General features: G+C 54.6%; 9 protein-coding genes and 2 pseudogenes. 6 read left to right on the top strand and 5 right to left on the bottom strand.

Going from position 1 to position 15,268, the window contains the following annotated elements:
* Positions 1-684 precede the first annotated feature (684 nt).
* A pseudogene (locus G7026_RS22390) lies at positions 685-990 on the bottom strand (tyrosine-type recombinase/integrase); the annotation flags it as partial.
* On the opposite strand from G7026_RS22390, the pseudogene tcmP reads away from it, so the two are divergent.
* Positions 988-1,791 (top strand): annotated as a pseudogene (gene tcmP / locus G7026_RS22385) (three-Cys-motif partner protein TcmP); the annotation flags it as partial. The pseudogenes G7026_RS22390 and tcmP overlap by 3 nt on opposite strands.
* 57 nt (positions 1,792-1,848) lie before the next feature.
* Positions 1,849-2,481 (top strand): HAD family hydrolase, encoded by a 633-nt coding sequence (locus G7026_RS22380; protein ID WP_003292660.1) that lies wholly within the window; start codon positions 1,849-1,851, stop codon positions 2,479-2,481.
* Positions 2,482-2,567: 86 nt separating this feature from the next.
* On the opposite strand, the gene G7026_RS22375 is transcribed toward G7026_RS22380, so the two are convergent.
* On the bottom strand, positions 2,568-3,458 hold the full coding sequence (locus G7026_RS22375) for a cation transporter (RefSeq protein WP_003292661.1): 891 nt from the start codon (positions 3,456-3,458) through the stop codon (positions 2,568-2,570).
* Positions 3,459-3,550: 92 nt separating this feature from the next.
* Here G7026_RS22375 and cadR point away from each other — a divergent pair, with 92 nt between their 5' ends.
* Entirely contained in the window at positions 3,551-3,955 is a 405-nt protein-coding gene (cadR, locus tag G7026_RS22370; protein ID WP_003292662.1) for a Cd(II)/Pb(II)-responsive transcriptional regulator, read from the top strand.
* 122 nt (positions 3,956-4,077) lie between these two features.
* Here cadR and G7026_RS22365 read toward each other — a convergent pair whose 3' ends face one another.
* From G7026_RS22365 to G7026_RS22355, 3 genes are all read right to left on the bottom strand, one after another.
* Entirely contained in the window at positions 4,078-5,451 is a 1,374-nt protein-coding gene (locus tag G7026_RS22365) for a heavy metal sensor histidine kinase (protein WP_003292663.1), read from the bottom strand.
* Positions 5,448-6,122 carry a heavy metal response regulator transcription factor gene (locus tag G7026_RS22360; RefSeq protein WP_008569962.1) on the bottom strand — a complete coding sequence of 225 codons (675 nt, stop codon included), beginning with the start codon at positions 6,120-6,122 and terminating at the stop codon, positions 5,448-5,450. The genes G7026_RS22365 and G7026_RS22360 overlap by 4 nt, the downstream gene beginning before the upstream one ends.
* Positions 6,123-6,442: 320 nt before the next feature.
* Complete coding sequence (locus G7026_RS22355) at positions 6,443-7,762, bottom strand: OprD family porin (RefSeq protein ID WP_014822255.1); 1,320 nt, start codon at positions 7,760-7,762, stop codon at positions 6,443-6,445.
* Between the two features lie 839 nt (positions 7,763-8,601).
* Here G7026_RS22355 and G7026_RS22350 point away from each other — a divergent pair.
* The 3 genes from G7026_RS22350 to G7026_RS22340 are packed head-to-tail and all read left to right on the top strand — an operon-like array spanning position 8,602 to position 14,452.
* A complete protein-coding gene (locus G7026_RS22350) occupies positions 8,602-9,909 on the top strand; it encodes a TolC family protein (protein WP_008569960.1) in 1,308 nt (435 codons plus the stop codon).
* A gap of 8 nt (positions 9,910-9,917) precedes the next feature.
* Entirely contained in the window at positions 9,918-11,264 is a 1,347-nt protein-coding gene (locus G7026_RS22345) for an efflux RND transporter periplasmic adaptor subunit (RefSeq protein WP_015275575.1), read from the top strand.
* 17 nt (positions 11,265-11,281) lie between these two features.
* Positions 11,282-14,452 (top strand): CusA/CzcA family heavy metal efflux RND transporter, encoded by a 3,171-nt coding sequence (locus G7026_RS22340; protein WP_015275576.1) that lies wholly within the window; start codon positions 11,282-11,284, stop codon positions 14,450-14,452.
* Positions 14,453-15,268: the final 816 nt, after the last annotated feature.

Genomic DNA, 15,268 nt, shown 5'->3' with positions numbered 1-15,268 from the left:
CCCAGCCTCGGCTTCGCGTAGAAAGCCAATGATTTGCTCTTCAGTGAAACGCTTCTTCATGTCCAATCTCCTGGTTACTGGGATTGGACTCTAAAGCTGAGCGCTACTCAAATCAGGGGAGACGTCGAAGGTGGTATTCAGATTTGCAGTCAGGTAGCGTCGCGCTCTTCCAAGGGAGGGGCGAGCGATGTGGACAAAGCATTACCGAGTGATGCGATCTGAGTTGGCCAAGTGCGAAAAAGCCAGGTCCGAACTGGAGAAGATGCACCCGCCCCACACCGTCCAACCGGAACAGGATGGACAGCTTCAGGACTATATTCAGAAGTCGGACAGTCTGTACGAATGGCGGCTGCTGATCTTGACCGAGTACTGGATGATAGAGGCAGACCGCCTCGGTGTCCCACTGCCTGATCGCGATGACAGGACTTTCTGGGGGCGAGTCGAATTTGATAGCGACCCGCGGGAGCCCAGGTATCTCACAGATGCTGGCATTCGCATTGTCAGGGCAGACATCCGCGAGGAGCGTAGGCAGCGCCGCGAGCCGGTAACCTTCTGGAGTAGCATCATGATTGGGGTAGTCGGCGCCCTGACCGGCCTAGCATCTGTCATACCGAACTGGTGGGCAGACTAGGGCGGCTATTGGCCGGTTAGCGACGGCCTGGCTTCGACCGTCGCTATGCATGGTCAAACCTCGGTCTGTTCCGCCATCTCTAGGGCATCATCGACCTCAATCCCCAGATATCGAACGGTGCTCTCCAGCTTCGTATGGCCGAGCAACAGTTGAACTGCCCGCAGGTTCTTCGTCCTGCGATAGATCAGCGATGCCTTCGTACGTCTTATTGTGTGAATGCCATACAGGGCTGGATCAGGGCCAATGGCTTTCACCCAACCTTTGACGATACGAGCGTATTGACGAGTGGATAGATGGTCTGAGATATGCAGCCGGCTCGGAAAAAGGCAATCCTCGCTGCGGGGCTGGGCATGATGTATGGCGATGTGCCGTTCCCTAAGATCAAATGGATTTTCCAGAATCTCAACAAAGCCGAGGTCCTGCTGACCTTCAATGTCGATTTTTTGGTTACGTATCTAGCCGACCGCCAAGCGAACCGGAAAGCCATTGCAAATATCGGCTTGGATCAGCATGTGCCATGGGACATGCTTAAACAGCTGAAGGCGCATCAGCCACGGAGCTGGCAATACCTGATCCAGCGCTATCTGTCCGAGGGGATCAAGCAGGAAAGCGGTGCCCAGTACATGACCGTCTTCTTCATTCGTCCGGCCGGCAGCAACCCGATGGCCTATTGGTTTATCCATCTGGCGAACAACTACCGCGCTAACGATGTGATGAAGAAGATCCACTGGAAATACGGCAACAACTTTTCCCATATGCTGTCGCCTTCCAGCTTTTTCAGCTACGACGCCAATCGGGATATCGCCGTGACAGGTCAGCACGATTTGCTGTTGGATGAGCATTATTTCGACGATGCTACCAATGACCGCATCCGAGGAGAACTTTCGGAGCTCTTGCCCAAACAGGTCTACGAGGTAGAACGGCAACCTTTTTTGGGCCTGATGAGCGGATTGACCAACTACACCATGGCTGACGAGCTTCGCGTAAAGCAGGCACTCGACATTGCTGTCGCGACCGGTGATCTGCTGGCGGTCGACAAGAACGGCAAAACAAGGCGTCGAAAAGGCACAAGCATCAAGTCGACAGATATCCTGATAGCGCCCCCGCAAAGACCCATCTTCTTCGTGCCACCTCTGAAGAAATCCAGTTCAGAAAACTGAGAGGGGCGGCATCGCTCTTCGGGTGGGCGGTTCGCCTCCAACGGTAGAGGTACCGGCATGATACAAGCAGTAGTTTTCGATGTGTTTGGCACGCTTCTCCAGATAGGTGAGCGCCGCCATCCTTTCCGCCAACTGATGCAGAACCTGCGGCTTCAGGGCAAAACACCAAGGCCGGATGACGCACGGACTCTGATGACTCGAAATCTGGGCTTGGCTGGAGCTGCCGATTATTTCGGTGCGCAGTTGAGCAACTCTGAGTTAGCTAGCCTTGAAAGCGACCTTTTCACCGAGCTGGCCAGCGTTCGCCTTTTCGATGATGCGTTGGAGTCGCTAAATCAGCTAAAGGACGCCGGCCTGAATCTCGCGTTGTGCTCCAATCTCGCAGCCCCATATGCGATTCCGGCCAAACTGTTACTGCCGTCGTTCGATGTTTACGGATGGAGCTTTGAGGTTGGGACAATAAAGCCTGAGCCCGCAATCTATCGTCAGATGATCGAACAGCTTGGCTGCGAAGCCTCCGCTATCGCAATGATCGGTGACACGTTGCAAGCCGATATGCTTGGTCCAATTGGGCAAGGCATGCGGGGCTACCACCTACAGCGTGAAGGAAAAGCCGATCAGTGCGGCTTCGTCTCGCTGATGGACTTTGCAGCCCACGTTCTGCAATACCCACCATCCGCCAACGGCTAAAGCGGCGTCGCCAGTTTTAGCTGACGCCGCTAGACCCGGATGGCTTACAGGCATGAAGACACCCTTTTTCTGTAACGGGAGCTCCTTCAACCCTTGAGCGCCAGAATACGCCGAGCGCCGTTGAGAACGATGAATCCCACGACGGTACCGATAATCAGGTCTGGGTAGTTGGACCCAGTCCAAGCGACGAGCGCTCCGGCGACTATGACGCCCATGTTGATGACCACATCATTGGCGGAGAATATCCAGCTCGCTTTCATGTGAGCACCACCTTCCCGGTGTTTGGAAATCAGCAGCAAACAACCCGTGTTGGCGAGCAATGCCAGGAACGCGACGGCCATCATTATCAGCGACTCGGGCTCGCTGCCGAATATAAAGCGTCTGATCACCTCTACGAGCACGCCGAGGGCCAAAATCAGCTGGAGCACACCAGCAAGGTGTGCAGCACGCACCTGCAGATTGACGCTGCGCCCAACCGCATAAAGGGCCAGGCCGTACACTGCCGCGTCAGCGAACATGTCGAGCGAATCGGCAATCAGACCCGCGGACCTGGCAATCAGGCCAGCAGTCATCTCTACCACGAACATGAAGGCGTTGATGCCTAACAGTAAACGTAGGGAGCGGGATTCCTGTGTAGAGTTCGCCGGATTCTCGGCGGCTTTGATCATCTCAGGGTCTGCCGCGACAGTTTTCTGAAGAGTGGCGCCTAGCCCTAACGTCGCCAGCTTTTTGGTTATGGGCTCAACGGCACTGTCATGCATGACATCTAACCGACGGTCCGACAGATCAAAAGTCAGCTTCCGAACTCCGTCCAAACCATTCAGCGCCAAGCGGATCATTCGCTCTTCTGATGGACAATCCATCTTGGGCACGGCGTAAACACTGACCCATTGCCCCGTCGTATCGGAAGGGTTTTGCATATCGGCATCAGCGGCTGGTGTCGCATCGCAGCCGCAGGGACCATCGGACTTGCTCATGATACGGCTCCACTTGAAATCGAAGATGGGATCATTAAAAGCCTTATAGCTACTATAAGGTCAATAACGCAGAGCCGATGAGGATTCACACGATGCGCATTGGTCAGTTAGCAAGGCTAATAGGGATTGATACACAGACGATCCGCTTCTATGAGCAGCAGGGCTTGTTGCCACCGCCTGATCGCCAGGCGAACGGCTATCGTGTCTACACCGAGAAGCATGGCGAGCGGCTAGCTTTCATCCGGCGCTGCCGAATCTTGAATCTGTCACTTCCAGAGATTCACGCACTCCAAAGCTACCAGGATGACCCTCGCCAGCCTTGTACGGCCGTCAATGCCTTACTCGATGATCACATTTCTCAAGTCAGATCCCAGATAACCGCTCTGCAATCACTCGAACGACAACTCGTTTCACTGCGGGCTAATTGCAACGATGGGCGGGAAGTTGAGGCTTGCGGCATTCTCGCCGGAATTAGCGAGGACGCATGCATTAAATGAACGGCGTTGGGGCTTGCGGGCCTGGTTACCCGGCCAACGCGCATGCCCTCGAAATGGTTGTTTGTCCCTGTGGTTTTTGCCCCTTCGTAGTGATGGCTGTCTCCGTGCGGTATCACTTTGAGTCAGGCCTGCCGAGGAAACGTGAGTTCAAACGTGGTCCGACCGTCTTTGCTGGCGACGGCCACGTGGCCTTTGTGGAGGTTCATCACTGAGCGGACAATCGCTAGCCCCAATCCTGCCCCGCGAGGTTGTATGCCGTTAACGCGGTAAAAGCGGTCGAACAGATGTGGGAGATGATCCGATTCGATAGTCGCGCCATGATTGGTGACAGCCAGCGAGACGATGTCTACGTCCTCCTCAAGGATCTTAAGTTCGACCGTACTGCCAGTATTTGAATGCCGCAGCGCGTTGGATAGCAGGTTGGAAATGGCCCGCTGGACCATAAGTCGATTTCCCAAAATCATGGCATCGCCCGTTACTGTCGTAGCGACTCCCGCTTCTTCGGCAAGGACTTCGAAGTATTCACATACGCGCCTCGCCTCGCTTCCTAAAGATAATTGTTCGAGCTTCAGTGCTGGGCTGGCGTGGCTGGCCTGGGCGAGAAACAGCATGTCTGACACGATTCGATCCATGCGTTCGAGTTCTTCAACCGACGACTCGATCACCTCCCGATAATGCTCCTTGCTTCGCTCACGCACCAAAGTCACCTGCGCCTTGCCTATCAGGTTGTTCAGCGGAGTTTTTAACTCATGAGCCACATCGTCCGAGAATTGTGACAGTTGCTGAACGCCGTCATCGAGTCGATGAAGCATTACGTTGAGGCTGTGCGCCAATGCCTGGAGCTCTTGCGGAAGCCGATCGGTGCGGATTCGAGGTGATAGATCCTGTGTAGATACCTTAGTCGCCAAGGCCCGGAACTTGCGAAGCGGCCGCAAGCCATTTTGGGCGATTAGCCATCCAGCCAATCCGATCAATATCAGTAGCATCGGCACGGTCACTAAGGCCGAGCGCAGGAATGCAGCCACCAGCCGTTGATCGGCACTGCGATCTTGCGAAAGTAAAAGCGTCATTGGAGCCAGTCCCGGGACTTGGATTTGCTTGCGCCCGGTTAGCATCTGCACGCCATCTTTCGTTGTCCAGCCAAGATAGTCGCCGTCCCTGCTCACGAGATCCAGCTGCTGCGGCGCATTGGCGAATCGGCCGATACTGAAAATGGGTGATTTCGCTGTATCGCCGATGACCGTAATCGAAAGGTTGTCATGGCCGAGTACGGTATCGCTCAATGCGTGTTGCCAGGAGCGGCCCATACGGGCTTTGGTGTCTTCGAGGAGTCCATGATCGATCTGAGAGAGCTTGGCCGTCACTTCCTCCTGGGCGCGCAGTTCCAGTTGGCGCACCAGTACCCAGTAGCTCAGTGCAATCAGCAGCGCGACCAAAGCGGCGCCGGTCAGTGTGATTTGAAGCGCGAGACGCGATGCGAGGCTGAGTGGCTTCAAGGCCGCGCCTCCAGCACGTAGCCCACACCCCGGATGGTGTGTATCAGGCGATCGCCGAAGGGTTCGTCCACTTTCATCCGCAGGCGACGAATCGCAACATCCACCACATTGGTATCGCAGTCGAAATTGATGTCCCACACCATGGCAGTTATTTCCGTACGCGTGAGGACTTCGCCAGTCCGGCGCATGAGCAGATGCAATAACGCAAATTCTTTGCTGGTGAGGTCGATACGCTGACCGCTCCGGTAAGCCCTATGCCGGGCCGGGTCCAGTTCGAGGTCGGCTACACGCAGGTTGCTCGGAAGTGTGACTGCCTCGCCTCGCCGCAACAGTGTCCGGATACGGGCAAGCAGCTCGGGGAACTGGAACGGCTTGACCAGATAGTCGTCGGCGCCCGATTCCAAGCCGCGGACTTTTTGCTCTAAGCGGCCATTGGCAGTCAGCATGATGACGCGTGTCTGCTTACGCCGCCTGATGAGTTCGAGAACCTCCCACCCATCCATGGTTGGCAGATTCACATCTAGCAGCACGATGTCATAGTCGTTCTGCAGTGCCAGGTGAAACCCATCGAGGCCATCACTTACGCAATCGACCAAGTAACCACATTCGATAAGACCCTGCTGCAAGTATTCCGCAGCTTTGATCTCGTCTTCGACAACCAGGATGCGCATGTTTTGAGGTAACTCGGCAAGGAGGTGCGCGGTAAGCGGAACCAAAAAAATCCATGTAGTAACTAGGTCAAGACGAAAGCGGCTTGGCTCTAGCGTGAAAGGCAGAGGCGAAAAGATCTGCCCAGGGAAGCGGGAAGCACTTTAACGCGGTAAAAGCCCTGTGAGGGCTATCTTGCGAATTTGTAATCTACCGGTCATTTGGTTGACCCGCAGCGCGAGCGGGTGCACCAAACGAAAAAAGGCGCCCTGATGGGCGCCTGAAACACATCTTCAAACCAAGGGAGCAAAACTAAAGAAGATGTGGTGTTGCTCATGGTGTTTCACAAGATCGAGAGAGGGTACTCGGCGATGAATCGGACCTCATCGAGGTCGGACTCGAAAGCAGTCGCCCGCGTGGTAGCCTGGCGCACCCGCAGAGACAAATCCTTGAGAGAGCCAGTCTGTACAACGTAGCGGGCTTCGACGTCGCGTTCCCAGCGGTTCTGTCCCGTCAGCGGCGCACCGTTATCGTCTTGGCGCATGTACACCTCGTTCGCGTTGCTGTAATCGGCGCCCCAACCGCGGGCGTAGCGGGTCATGAAAGTAAGCCCGGGTATGCCGTACTCCGCCATGTTCAGGTCGTAGCGCAGCATCCAGGACTGCTCTTTAGGTGAGTTGAAATCACTGTACTGAATGGAGTTGTTCAGGTAGATCGAGTCCGCCTGGCGCAAGTAGTCAAAGTCGTTGTTACCGTTGTTTCGCTGATACGACGCCGTGACGGTGTGCGCGCCGAAGGCGACACCCAGGCTGGAGCTCCAGATGTTGTTGTTGAACTCGCCCAGCAACTCACGGCCTTCGTCGGTTGCCTTGTAATAGTTGAAGCTGGCCAGCAGCGCGACGATATCGGAGAGCGGATAGGTGGCCGACGCACCGAAGTAATGCTGGTTCCAGGCATCTTTGAGGCGGCTGGTGTACAGGCTAAGACTGATATTTTCATTCACGCTGTAGTCACCGCCTGCGTAGCCGAGCCAAGGCGCGTCTACGCCCCCGCCGTAGAAGGTGACGAAGTCTTCGTTCATGTTACTGGTGTTGGGCTGGCTCATCGCGTGCAAGCGGCCTCCCTGAAGGGTGAGGTCGTCCAGCGAGTTGTTCACAACGGTGACACCCTTGAAAGACTCCGGCAGCAGCCGAGAGTCGCCGAAGTGCACGACAGGTGTAGTGGGAAATACATCGCCGGCCTTGATCTCGGTGTCCAGCAAGCGTGCTTTCACCGCGCCCCCCACCCGTGTGAAGTCATCCTCAGGATCGCCAGCGCTGTCGTGGGGAAGCAGGTCGATGCTGCCGCCCACACCGGAGCGCCCCGAACCGGAGTCGAGCTTGAGGCCGAGCATGGCGAAAGCGTCGAAGCCAATCCCTACCGAGCCTTGGGTATATCCGGACTCGAAGAAGGCCATCAATCCGTGGGCCCATTCCTCGGAGTAGCCATTGCCGGCGGCACTCTCACCGTCGCGAAAATCCCGATTGAAATAGAAGTTGCGATTTATCAGCGATAGCGTGCTGCCTTCGATGAAGCCCTCGGCTGTTTCCGATTGGGCAAAGACCGGGGCGCTGCCCAATGCCAGTGAAAGGGCTGTCAGCGAAAAAACGGCCTTTTTGCTCATGATGATGCTCCTTATGTACGGCAGGTCAGTGCTCGAATGACGCCTTTCGCCTTTTTGTTTTTAGCGCTTGGCCATGTTCTTCCCCTAGAGATGACGGCAGGATTAGCGGCAAATGACTATTTTGTAATCTGAGGAAGCCCAATCGCGCACTCCTTCGATTACAGATTTGTAATGTTGCGGTCACCAGGTCGTTATCCACACTTATTTAAAGTCACCACCCCATAGCCATCAGCTATCTCGCCGGCTTGGCAAGGCTGATAAAAACGCTTTCGTGTATTTGTCTACTAAATTCAGGGCGAATCACTATCGCAGTAGAGGCGCATGTGTTTCGCGTCTTGGCGGGGGTAGTTCTTATGATTGGATTCGACATCTAAACCAGGAAGTCATCGTTTTGCCTTGGATGAGAAAAATAGTTTTGCTGATGTTGCTAGCCTTGTTCCCATTGCAATCATCATGGGCAGTTGTTAGCACGAGCTGCAGTCATGAGGATGGTTCGGCAGCAAATCATCTTGGACATCACGAACATCCGCACGAGTCTCTGGGTACTGACGAGGAAGGATCGTCAAAAGCCGCAAAAAAAATCAGTCTGGATGGAGACTGTGTCTTTCATGGCGACCATATCAAGCCGCTTATAACGAAAGGGATCTGTCCTGGTTCGGTATTATCAATGAGCTTGAAACCGTTTCCTTCTGCTAGCTACGCATCGGCTGAAGCGGGGCGTCCTGAGAAACCTAATTGGCGCATCGGTGCAAAACCGGTGGGACGCCAAAGTAACCAGTAAGCGCCATTTATCTGTATCTGACGTCTCACCGAACCTTCCCTTTTTTTAGGAGATTTCGGTGCGAAAAGCTCTTTTCTCGCTGGGGTTGACGACGTTGTCGTGCAATCTCGCCTTTGCGCAACCCTTAGAGTTGCCGACCTTCACACAGACCTTACCTGTCGGTGTGTCAAATACATTCCCCGTTGAGTCTGTCGAATCCATAAGCTTTCTACGCGCCTTGGAACTCGCTAGCTCTGCAAGCCCTGAACTGGCTGTTGCAAGACGTGAGCTGGCTGCTTCTCGCGCATTAATTAGCCAAGCCGGAGCACGTCCGAATCCAATATTGTCCGCTAGCCAGGAGGGAATCCGGGGCGATGCCCCGGAGACCACGCTTGAACTGAGCCAAGAAATAGAGCTGGGTGGTAAACGTTCGGCTCGTATTGAGGCGGCGCAACGAGCCTTGGACGTAGCAGCTGCTGACCTACAGGACGCCCAAGCTCGACTGAGGGGGGCAGTGATGGGCGCGTACTACGATGTGCTTACTGCTCAAGAACGGCTGGACCTCGCTCAGGCTGCTTCAAAGCTTGCGAAGCAAGCAGTGAACGTGGCCAATCGACGTGTGAGGGCCGGCATGGTTTCTCCCGTAGAGGAAACCCGGGCGCGGGTTGCGGCTACTGGAGTGCAAGTAGAGCTTGCCCAGGCCACAGCTGAACTCGAAGCTGCGCGCACTCGGCTGGCGGCCAACTGGGGAAATCCACAGCCACGCTTTGAGCGAGTAAAAGAGCCGGCAGAGGCAGTGCCTCCTCTTCCCGAGCTAGCTGAGCTTTATAGCCGTTTGAACGATTCCGCCCAACTAACCCGCGCGCGTCGGGAGGCTGAAAGACGTCGGGCTGCGTTAAAGCTGGAAAGGACGAATCGCTTTTCTAACGTGACGGTTAGCGTAGGTGCCCAACGCTCAGATGAATATAACGGCACGCTGGGATTGGTGAGTATCTCGATGCCCCTGCCGTTGTTTGATCGAAACCAAGGCAACATCGGAGCAGCGCAGGAACGGGCCTACCAGGCGCAGGACGAGCTCAACGCCGTCCATATACGCCTGAAAAGCGAACTTTCCCAAGCGCACATGCGGCTGCGCACTGCTCGCCAGCAGTTTGAACTGTTGCGCAACGATATGCTCCCCAGTGCCCAAAGCGCTTATGAAGCTGCCAGCAAGGGGTTCGAACTTGGAAAATTCACGTTCCTTGACGTACTGGATGCTCAACGCACGCTTTTCCAAGCCCGATCTCAGTACCTGTCTGCGCTATCACAAGCTAACCAGGCGGCGGCAGAAATCTCGCGAATTGTCGGAGATGGGTCGGCCGTTATCACCTCGGCCACTCAGCCATAGGAATCCATATGAAAAGTAAATCGAATACATCTTCCTTGGCTGGTCACAAGAAGCAGATTTTTTGGATCGTCGTCATATTAAGCGTGGCACTTATGCTTGGCGGATTGCTTCTTCGCAGTAGTCCAGCTGTGCCCGATGCGGGCGACGCACATAGCGAGCATGGTGACGAATCGGAGCATGAGGATGAAGGGCATTCGGATGAGGATGCAGAAGCCGAAGGAGATCATGGCCATGATGAAGGAGGCGCCGATAGCGATCACGAGGTCGGTGCGGCAGAGAAAGATGAGCATGAAGATGAGCCCGAGGGAGCGGAGCATACTGAAACAGCAGAGGTAGAACTCTCAGAGACACAAATCCTAGCCGCCGGCATCTCACTGGCAACTGCTCAGCCCGCAAAGATAAAAAGCGCAATTGAGCTGCCTGGCGAAATTACATTCAACCAAGACCGCACAGCGCAAGTTGTGCCTCGTCTCTCAGGTGTCGTTGAAGCGGTCAAAGTCGATTTGGGCGAACAGGTGAAACAGGGGCAAGTACTTGCTGTGATCGCGAGTACAGACCTGTCGGAACGTAGAAGCGAGTTCTACGCGGCGCAAAAACGTCTTGCATTGGCTCAAAAAACCTATCGACGCGAAAAGGAGCTATGGGAAGAGCGTATTTCTGCGGAACAGGATTATTTACAGGCACAACAGGCTTTACGGGAAGCAGAGCTGACTGTTGCGAATGCAAACGCACAGCTACAAGCGCTTGGCAGTGATGCTGGCAAGCCAGACGCATTGAGCCGCTACGAACTCAGGGCGCCGTTCGATGGGATGATCGTTGAGAAGGACATCACGCTCGGTGAGTCAGTCAATACCGATGACCAGATATTCATCATTTCCGATCTCTCCACCGTGTGGGCAGATATCAGCGTTCCTGCCAATGCACTCAGCGCGGTACGAGTAGGCAGCAATGCCGTTATCGAGGCCACAGCATTCGAGTCCAGTGCCAATGGAACCGTTTCTTATGTCGGCTCACTTGTTGGTCAGCAAAGCCGCGCCGCTACCGCCCGGGTCACACTTCCCAACCCTGAAGGGGTTTGGCGCCCCGGCCTGTTCGTCAAAGTGCAGGTAGGCGCTGGCGAAGCATCCGTGCCAGTCGCAGTAAGTCCTGATGCGATCCACACATTGGAAGAAAAGCCGGTGGTGTTTGTACGGACCGACCATGGCTTTGCTGCTCAGCCAATCGTGAGTGGCCGCAGCGATAGTGACGCGGTCGAAATCAAGGAAGGCCTCCAGCCCGGAGCGCGCTATGCCTTGGATAACAGCTTCATCATCAAGTCCGAGCTTGGCAAAGCCAGCGCCTCGCATGCTCACTGATACGGAGTTATAGAATCGTGTTCGAACGTATCATTCGTTTTTCTATCGAGCATCGCTGGTTGGTTATGCTAGCCGTGCTTGGCATGGCAGCGTTAGGAGCTTACAGCTACCAAAAGCTGCCTATCGATGCTGTCCCGGATATCACCAACGTACAGGTGCAAATCAACACTGCGGCGCCAGGTTATTCCCCGCTGGAAGTGGAGCAGCGTATTACCTACCCGCTCGAGACGGTAATGGCTGGGCTGCCCAAGCTCGAGCAGACACGATCCTTGTCTCGATATGGACTTTCTCAGATCACAGTTATTTTTGAGGAAGGCACTGACATCTATTTTGCCCGCCAACTTGTGAACGAGCGCCTGGGAGGGGCCAAAGATCAGCTCCCAGATGGCGTCACTCCAACACTTGGCCCTATTTCCACTGGGCTTGGCGAAATCTATTTTTGGACGGTTGAAGCTGAGGAAGGTGCCACCAAATCGGACGGTACGCCGTATACCCCTGCTGACTTGCGTGAGATTCAAGATTGGATCATCAAACCGCAAGTCCGAAATGTACCTGGTGTTACTGAGATCAATACGATCGGAGGATATGCAAAGGAATATCAGATCGCCCCCAACCCAGACACTTTGCGGTCGTTTGGACTAACACTACAAGATTTGATCGAGGCGGTTGAGCAAAACAATAACAATCTAGGTGCCGGATATATTGAAAAGCGCGGCGAGCAGTATCTTGTTCGCGCTCCAGGACAAATGCAGTCTGTGGAGGACATCCGCGATACCCTTATTAGCAACGTTGACGGTACCCCAGTGCGTATCCGCGACGTTGCGACGGTCGAGGTTGGAAAGGAGCTCCGCACTGGCGCAGCCACCGAGAATGGCCGCGAAGTGGTACTAGGTACGGCCTTCATGCTTATCGGTGAAAATAGCCGAGTAGTTTCAAGGGCTGTCGACGACAAGATGAAAGAGATAAACCTTTCGCTTCCGGAAGGCGTAAAGGCAATTACTGTCTACGATCGAACTGTACTCGTAGACAAAGCTATATCCACCGTTAAGAAGAACCTCACTGAGGGTGCCATTCTTGTTGTGGTTATACTTTTTCTCTTCTTAGGCAATATCCGGGCGGCGATCCTAACCGCGCTTGTGATACCGCTTTCTATGCTCTTCACGTTCACCGGCATGGTAGCCAATCAGGTCAGCGCCAACCTGATGAGCCTAGGCGCATTGGATTTCGGCATCATTATCGATGGAGCCGTGGTGATTGTTGAGAACTGCGTGCGTCGACTTGCACACGCTCAGTCCCATCACGGACGGGCATTAACACTGTCCGAACGGCTTCATGAAGTATTCGCTGCGGCAAAGGAAGTGCGTCGGCCTCTATTGTATGGGCAGCTGATCATTATGATCGTGTATCTGCCGATATTCGCCCTTACAGGGGTAGAAGGTAAGATGTTCACGCCCATGGCGTTTACCGTAGTGACAGCGCTATTCGGGGCGATAATCCTTTCGGTGACGTTCGTCCCGGCGGCCGTTGCGCTCTTTATCGGTAAGCGGGTTACGGAAAAGGAAAACTTTCTAATCCGCAATGCTAAACGGGCCTACGCACCTGCGCTCGATGCGGTAATGGCCAACAAGCCAGCAGTGCTCACCTTTGCGGTAGTTGTAGTCATACTTTCTGGCCTCGTAGGGTCACGTATGGGCAGTGAATTCGTGCCTAGCCTCAACGAGGGAGACTTCGCTATCCAAGCCCTTCGTGTACCAGCTACCAGTCTTAGTCAGTCTGTAGAGATGCAGCAGCAGCTGGAGCGAAAGCTTATGGATGAGTTTCCGGAGATTGAACGCATATTTGCGCGAACTGGCACTGCGGAAGTGGCATCGGATGCTATGCCTCCAAATATCTCTGACGGGTACGTCATGCTGAAGCCACAAGAACAGTGGCCGGATCCAGGCAAGTCGCGTAATCAGCTCTTAAGCGAGGTGCAAGCATCCGCCGCTGAGTTGCCGGGCAATAACTACGAGTTTTCCCAGCCGATTCAGCTGCGTTTCAACGAGCTGATTTCCGGAGTTCGTGCCGCGGTAGCCGTGAAAATCTATGGTGATGACATGGACGTTCTTAACAGCACGGCGGCGGAAGTATCCGAGGTGCTAGGACAAGTACCAGGCGCTTCAGAGGTTACGGTCGAGCAGACGACTGGCCTTCCCATGCTCACGATTGATATCGATCGCGATCAGATCGCACGATACGGCCTGAGTCTAGATACCGTCCAGCAAGCGGTTGCAGTAGCTATCGGTGGCCGAGAGGCAGGCACCTTGTTTCAAGGAGATCGGCGTTTCGATATCGTGGTTCGTTTACCGGACGAGATACGCAGCGATCTCGCCGCAATTGAGCGGCTTCCAATTGCCCTTCCAAGGGAATTAAACAGCACCATAAGTTATATCCCCCTCGGCGAGGTGGCCACCCTGGATTTGGCCCCCGGTCCGAATCAGATCAGTAGAGAAGAAGGGAAACGGCGAATTGTCGTCAGTGCAAACGTCCGTGGTCGTGACATTGGATCATTCGTATCTGAGGCAGAACAGAAAATCCAGGCCCAGGTAGATATCCCGGCAGGTTATTGGATCGACTGGGGCGGTACCTTTGAGCAGCTTGAATCGGCAACGAAGCGGCTGCAGATTGTCGTCCCCGTGGCGCTGCTCCTGGTCTTCATTCTGCTTTTCATGATGTTCAACAATGTCAAAGACGGTTTGTTGGTCTTTACAGGGATTCCATTTGCGCTCACCGGAGGCATTGTTGCGCTGTGGCTCAGAGATATCCCATTGTCCATTTCAGCAGGTGTTGGCTTTATTGCTCTGTCAGGCGTCGCCGTTCTAAATGGCCTGGTAATGATCTCCTTCATCCGTAGCCTACGGGAGCAAGGTTTACCTCTGGACACTGCGATCCGCGAAGGTGCCCTTACCCGGCTACGACCGGTATTGATGACAGCCTTAGTGGCTTCACTCGGGTTCGTTCCAATGGCCTTGAATGTGGGTACCGGTGCAGAGGTACAACGTCCCCTTGCGACGGTGGTGATCGGGGGGATTCTCTCCTCAACGGTGCTAACGCTATTAGTTTTGCCGTTGCTCTACCAGATGGCTCATCGACGCGAAGACGAATTGGAGGAGCAAGAAATCGCGTTGGCCGCTGACAGAACAAGCTAGAGATTGGATGGCGGCACACAACGCCCCGTTCTTGCTAGCTAGCGAGAACGGGGCGCGTTAATTATCGGAGCGCAGTTTCATTAGCGGCGCAGCGGACAGCACAGCCTTTGTGGCGCAGTCTGATGCATCTAAGCGGTAAATAAAAAATTGCTCAGCGCTTAGTGCGTATGACTTTCGCTACATACGCGTCCTTGACCTGATGGCTTTCACCCACGGTGAGCTGACGAAGGATTATGCAAACAGCGACTGACCTGCCCCGGTCGGCAGCAAAGGGCGATAGCTACGACAAAGCCCTGGCTGGAACGATCAGCGGGCTGTGCAAGGCCGAGCTGACACCGTCAATCATGGGCGAACCGTGAGGCCTTTGAGATAGCGACCCAGACATGGGTGCGCTGTACGCCACAGCGTCTGTTCAGCTCACTCGGACATGATCCTTGCGAAGGCTAATAACAACAGATCAGGCAATGGCGGCCTGACTTAAACGAAACGGCTTATATAAATTCCGGGCGATTCGCTGGTAGCGATGTTGCGGGCAAGTTATGGAAACAAAAAAGCGCCCCGAAGGGCGCTTAGAGTGCAACTGCTTCCAAAGGAGATTGGAAGCTGCAGGAGGCGAATATCGTTCAGATATGAAGCGGTTAGTCAGCTTTGGTTTCTTTCTTGCTTTCCGTATTGTTCTGATCTTGGCGGGCGACGTCTCCCCGTCTTCAGTAGCAGCTGGCTTTAGAGTCCTGGGTCAATGTAACGGCTTTCGAGGCCAGTTGCTCGGCATAGGCCGATGGGGTTAACCCACCAAGCCCTTTCTTCGGTCTCTCT

This window comes from Stutzerimonas azotifigens, assembly GCF_013522725.1.
Taxonomy (GTDB): Bacteria; Pseudomonadota; Gammaproteobacteria; order Pseudomonadales; family Pseudomonadaceae; genus Stutzerimonas; species Stutzerimonas azotifigens_A.
This window is presented reverse-complemented; position numbering and strand designations above follow the sequence as displayed.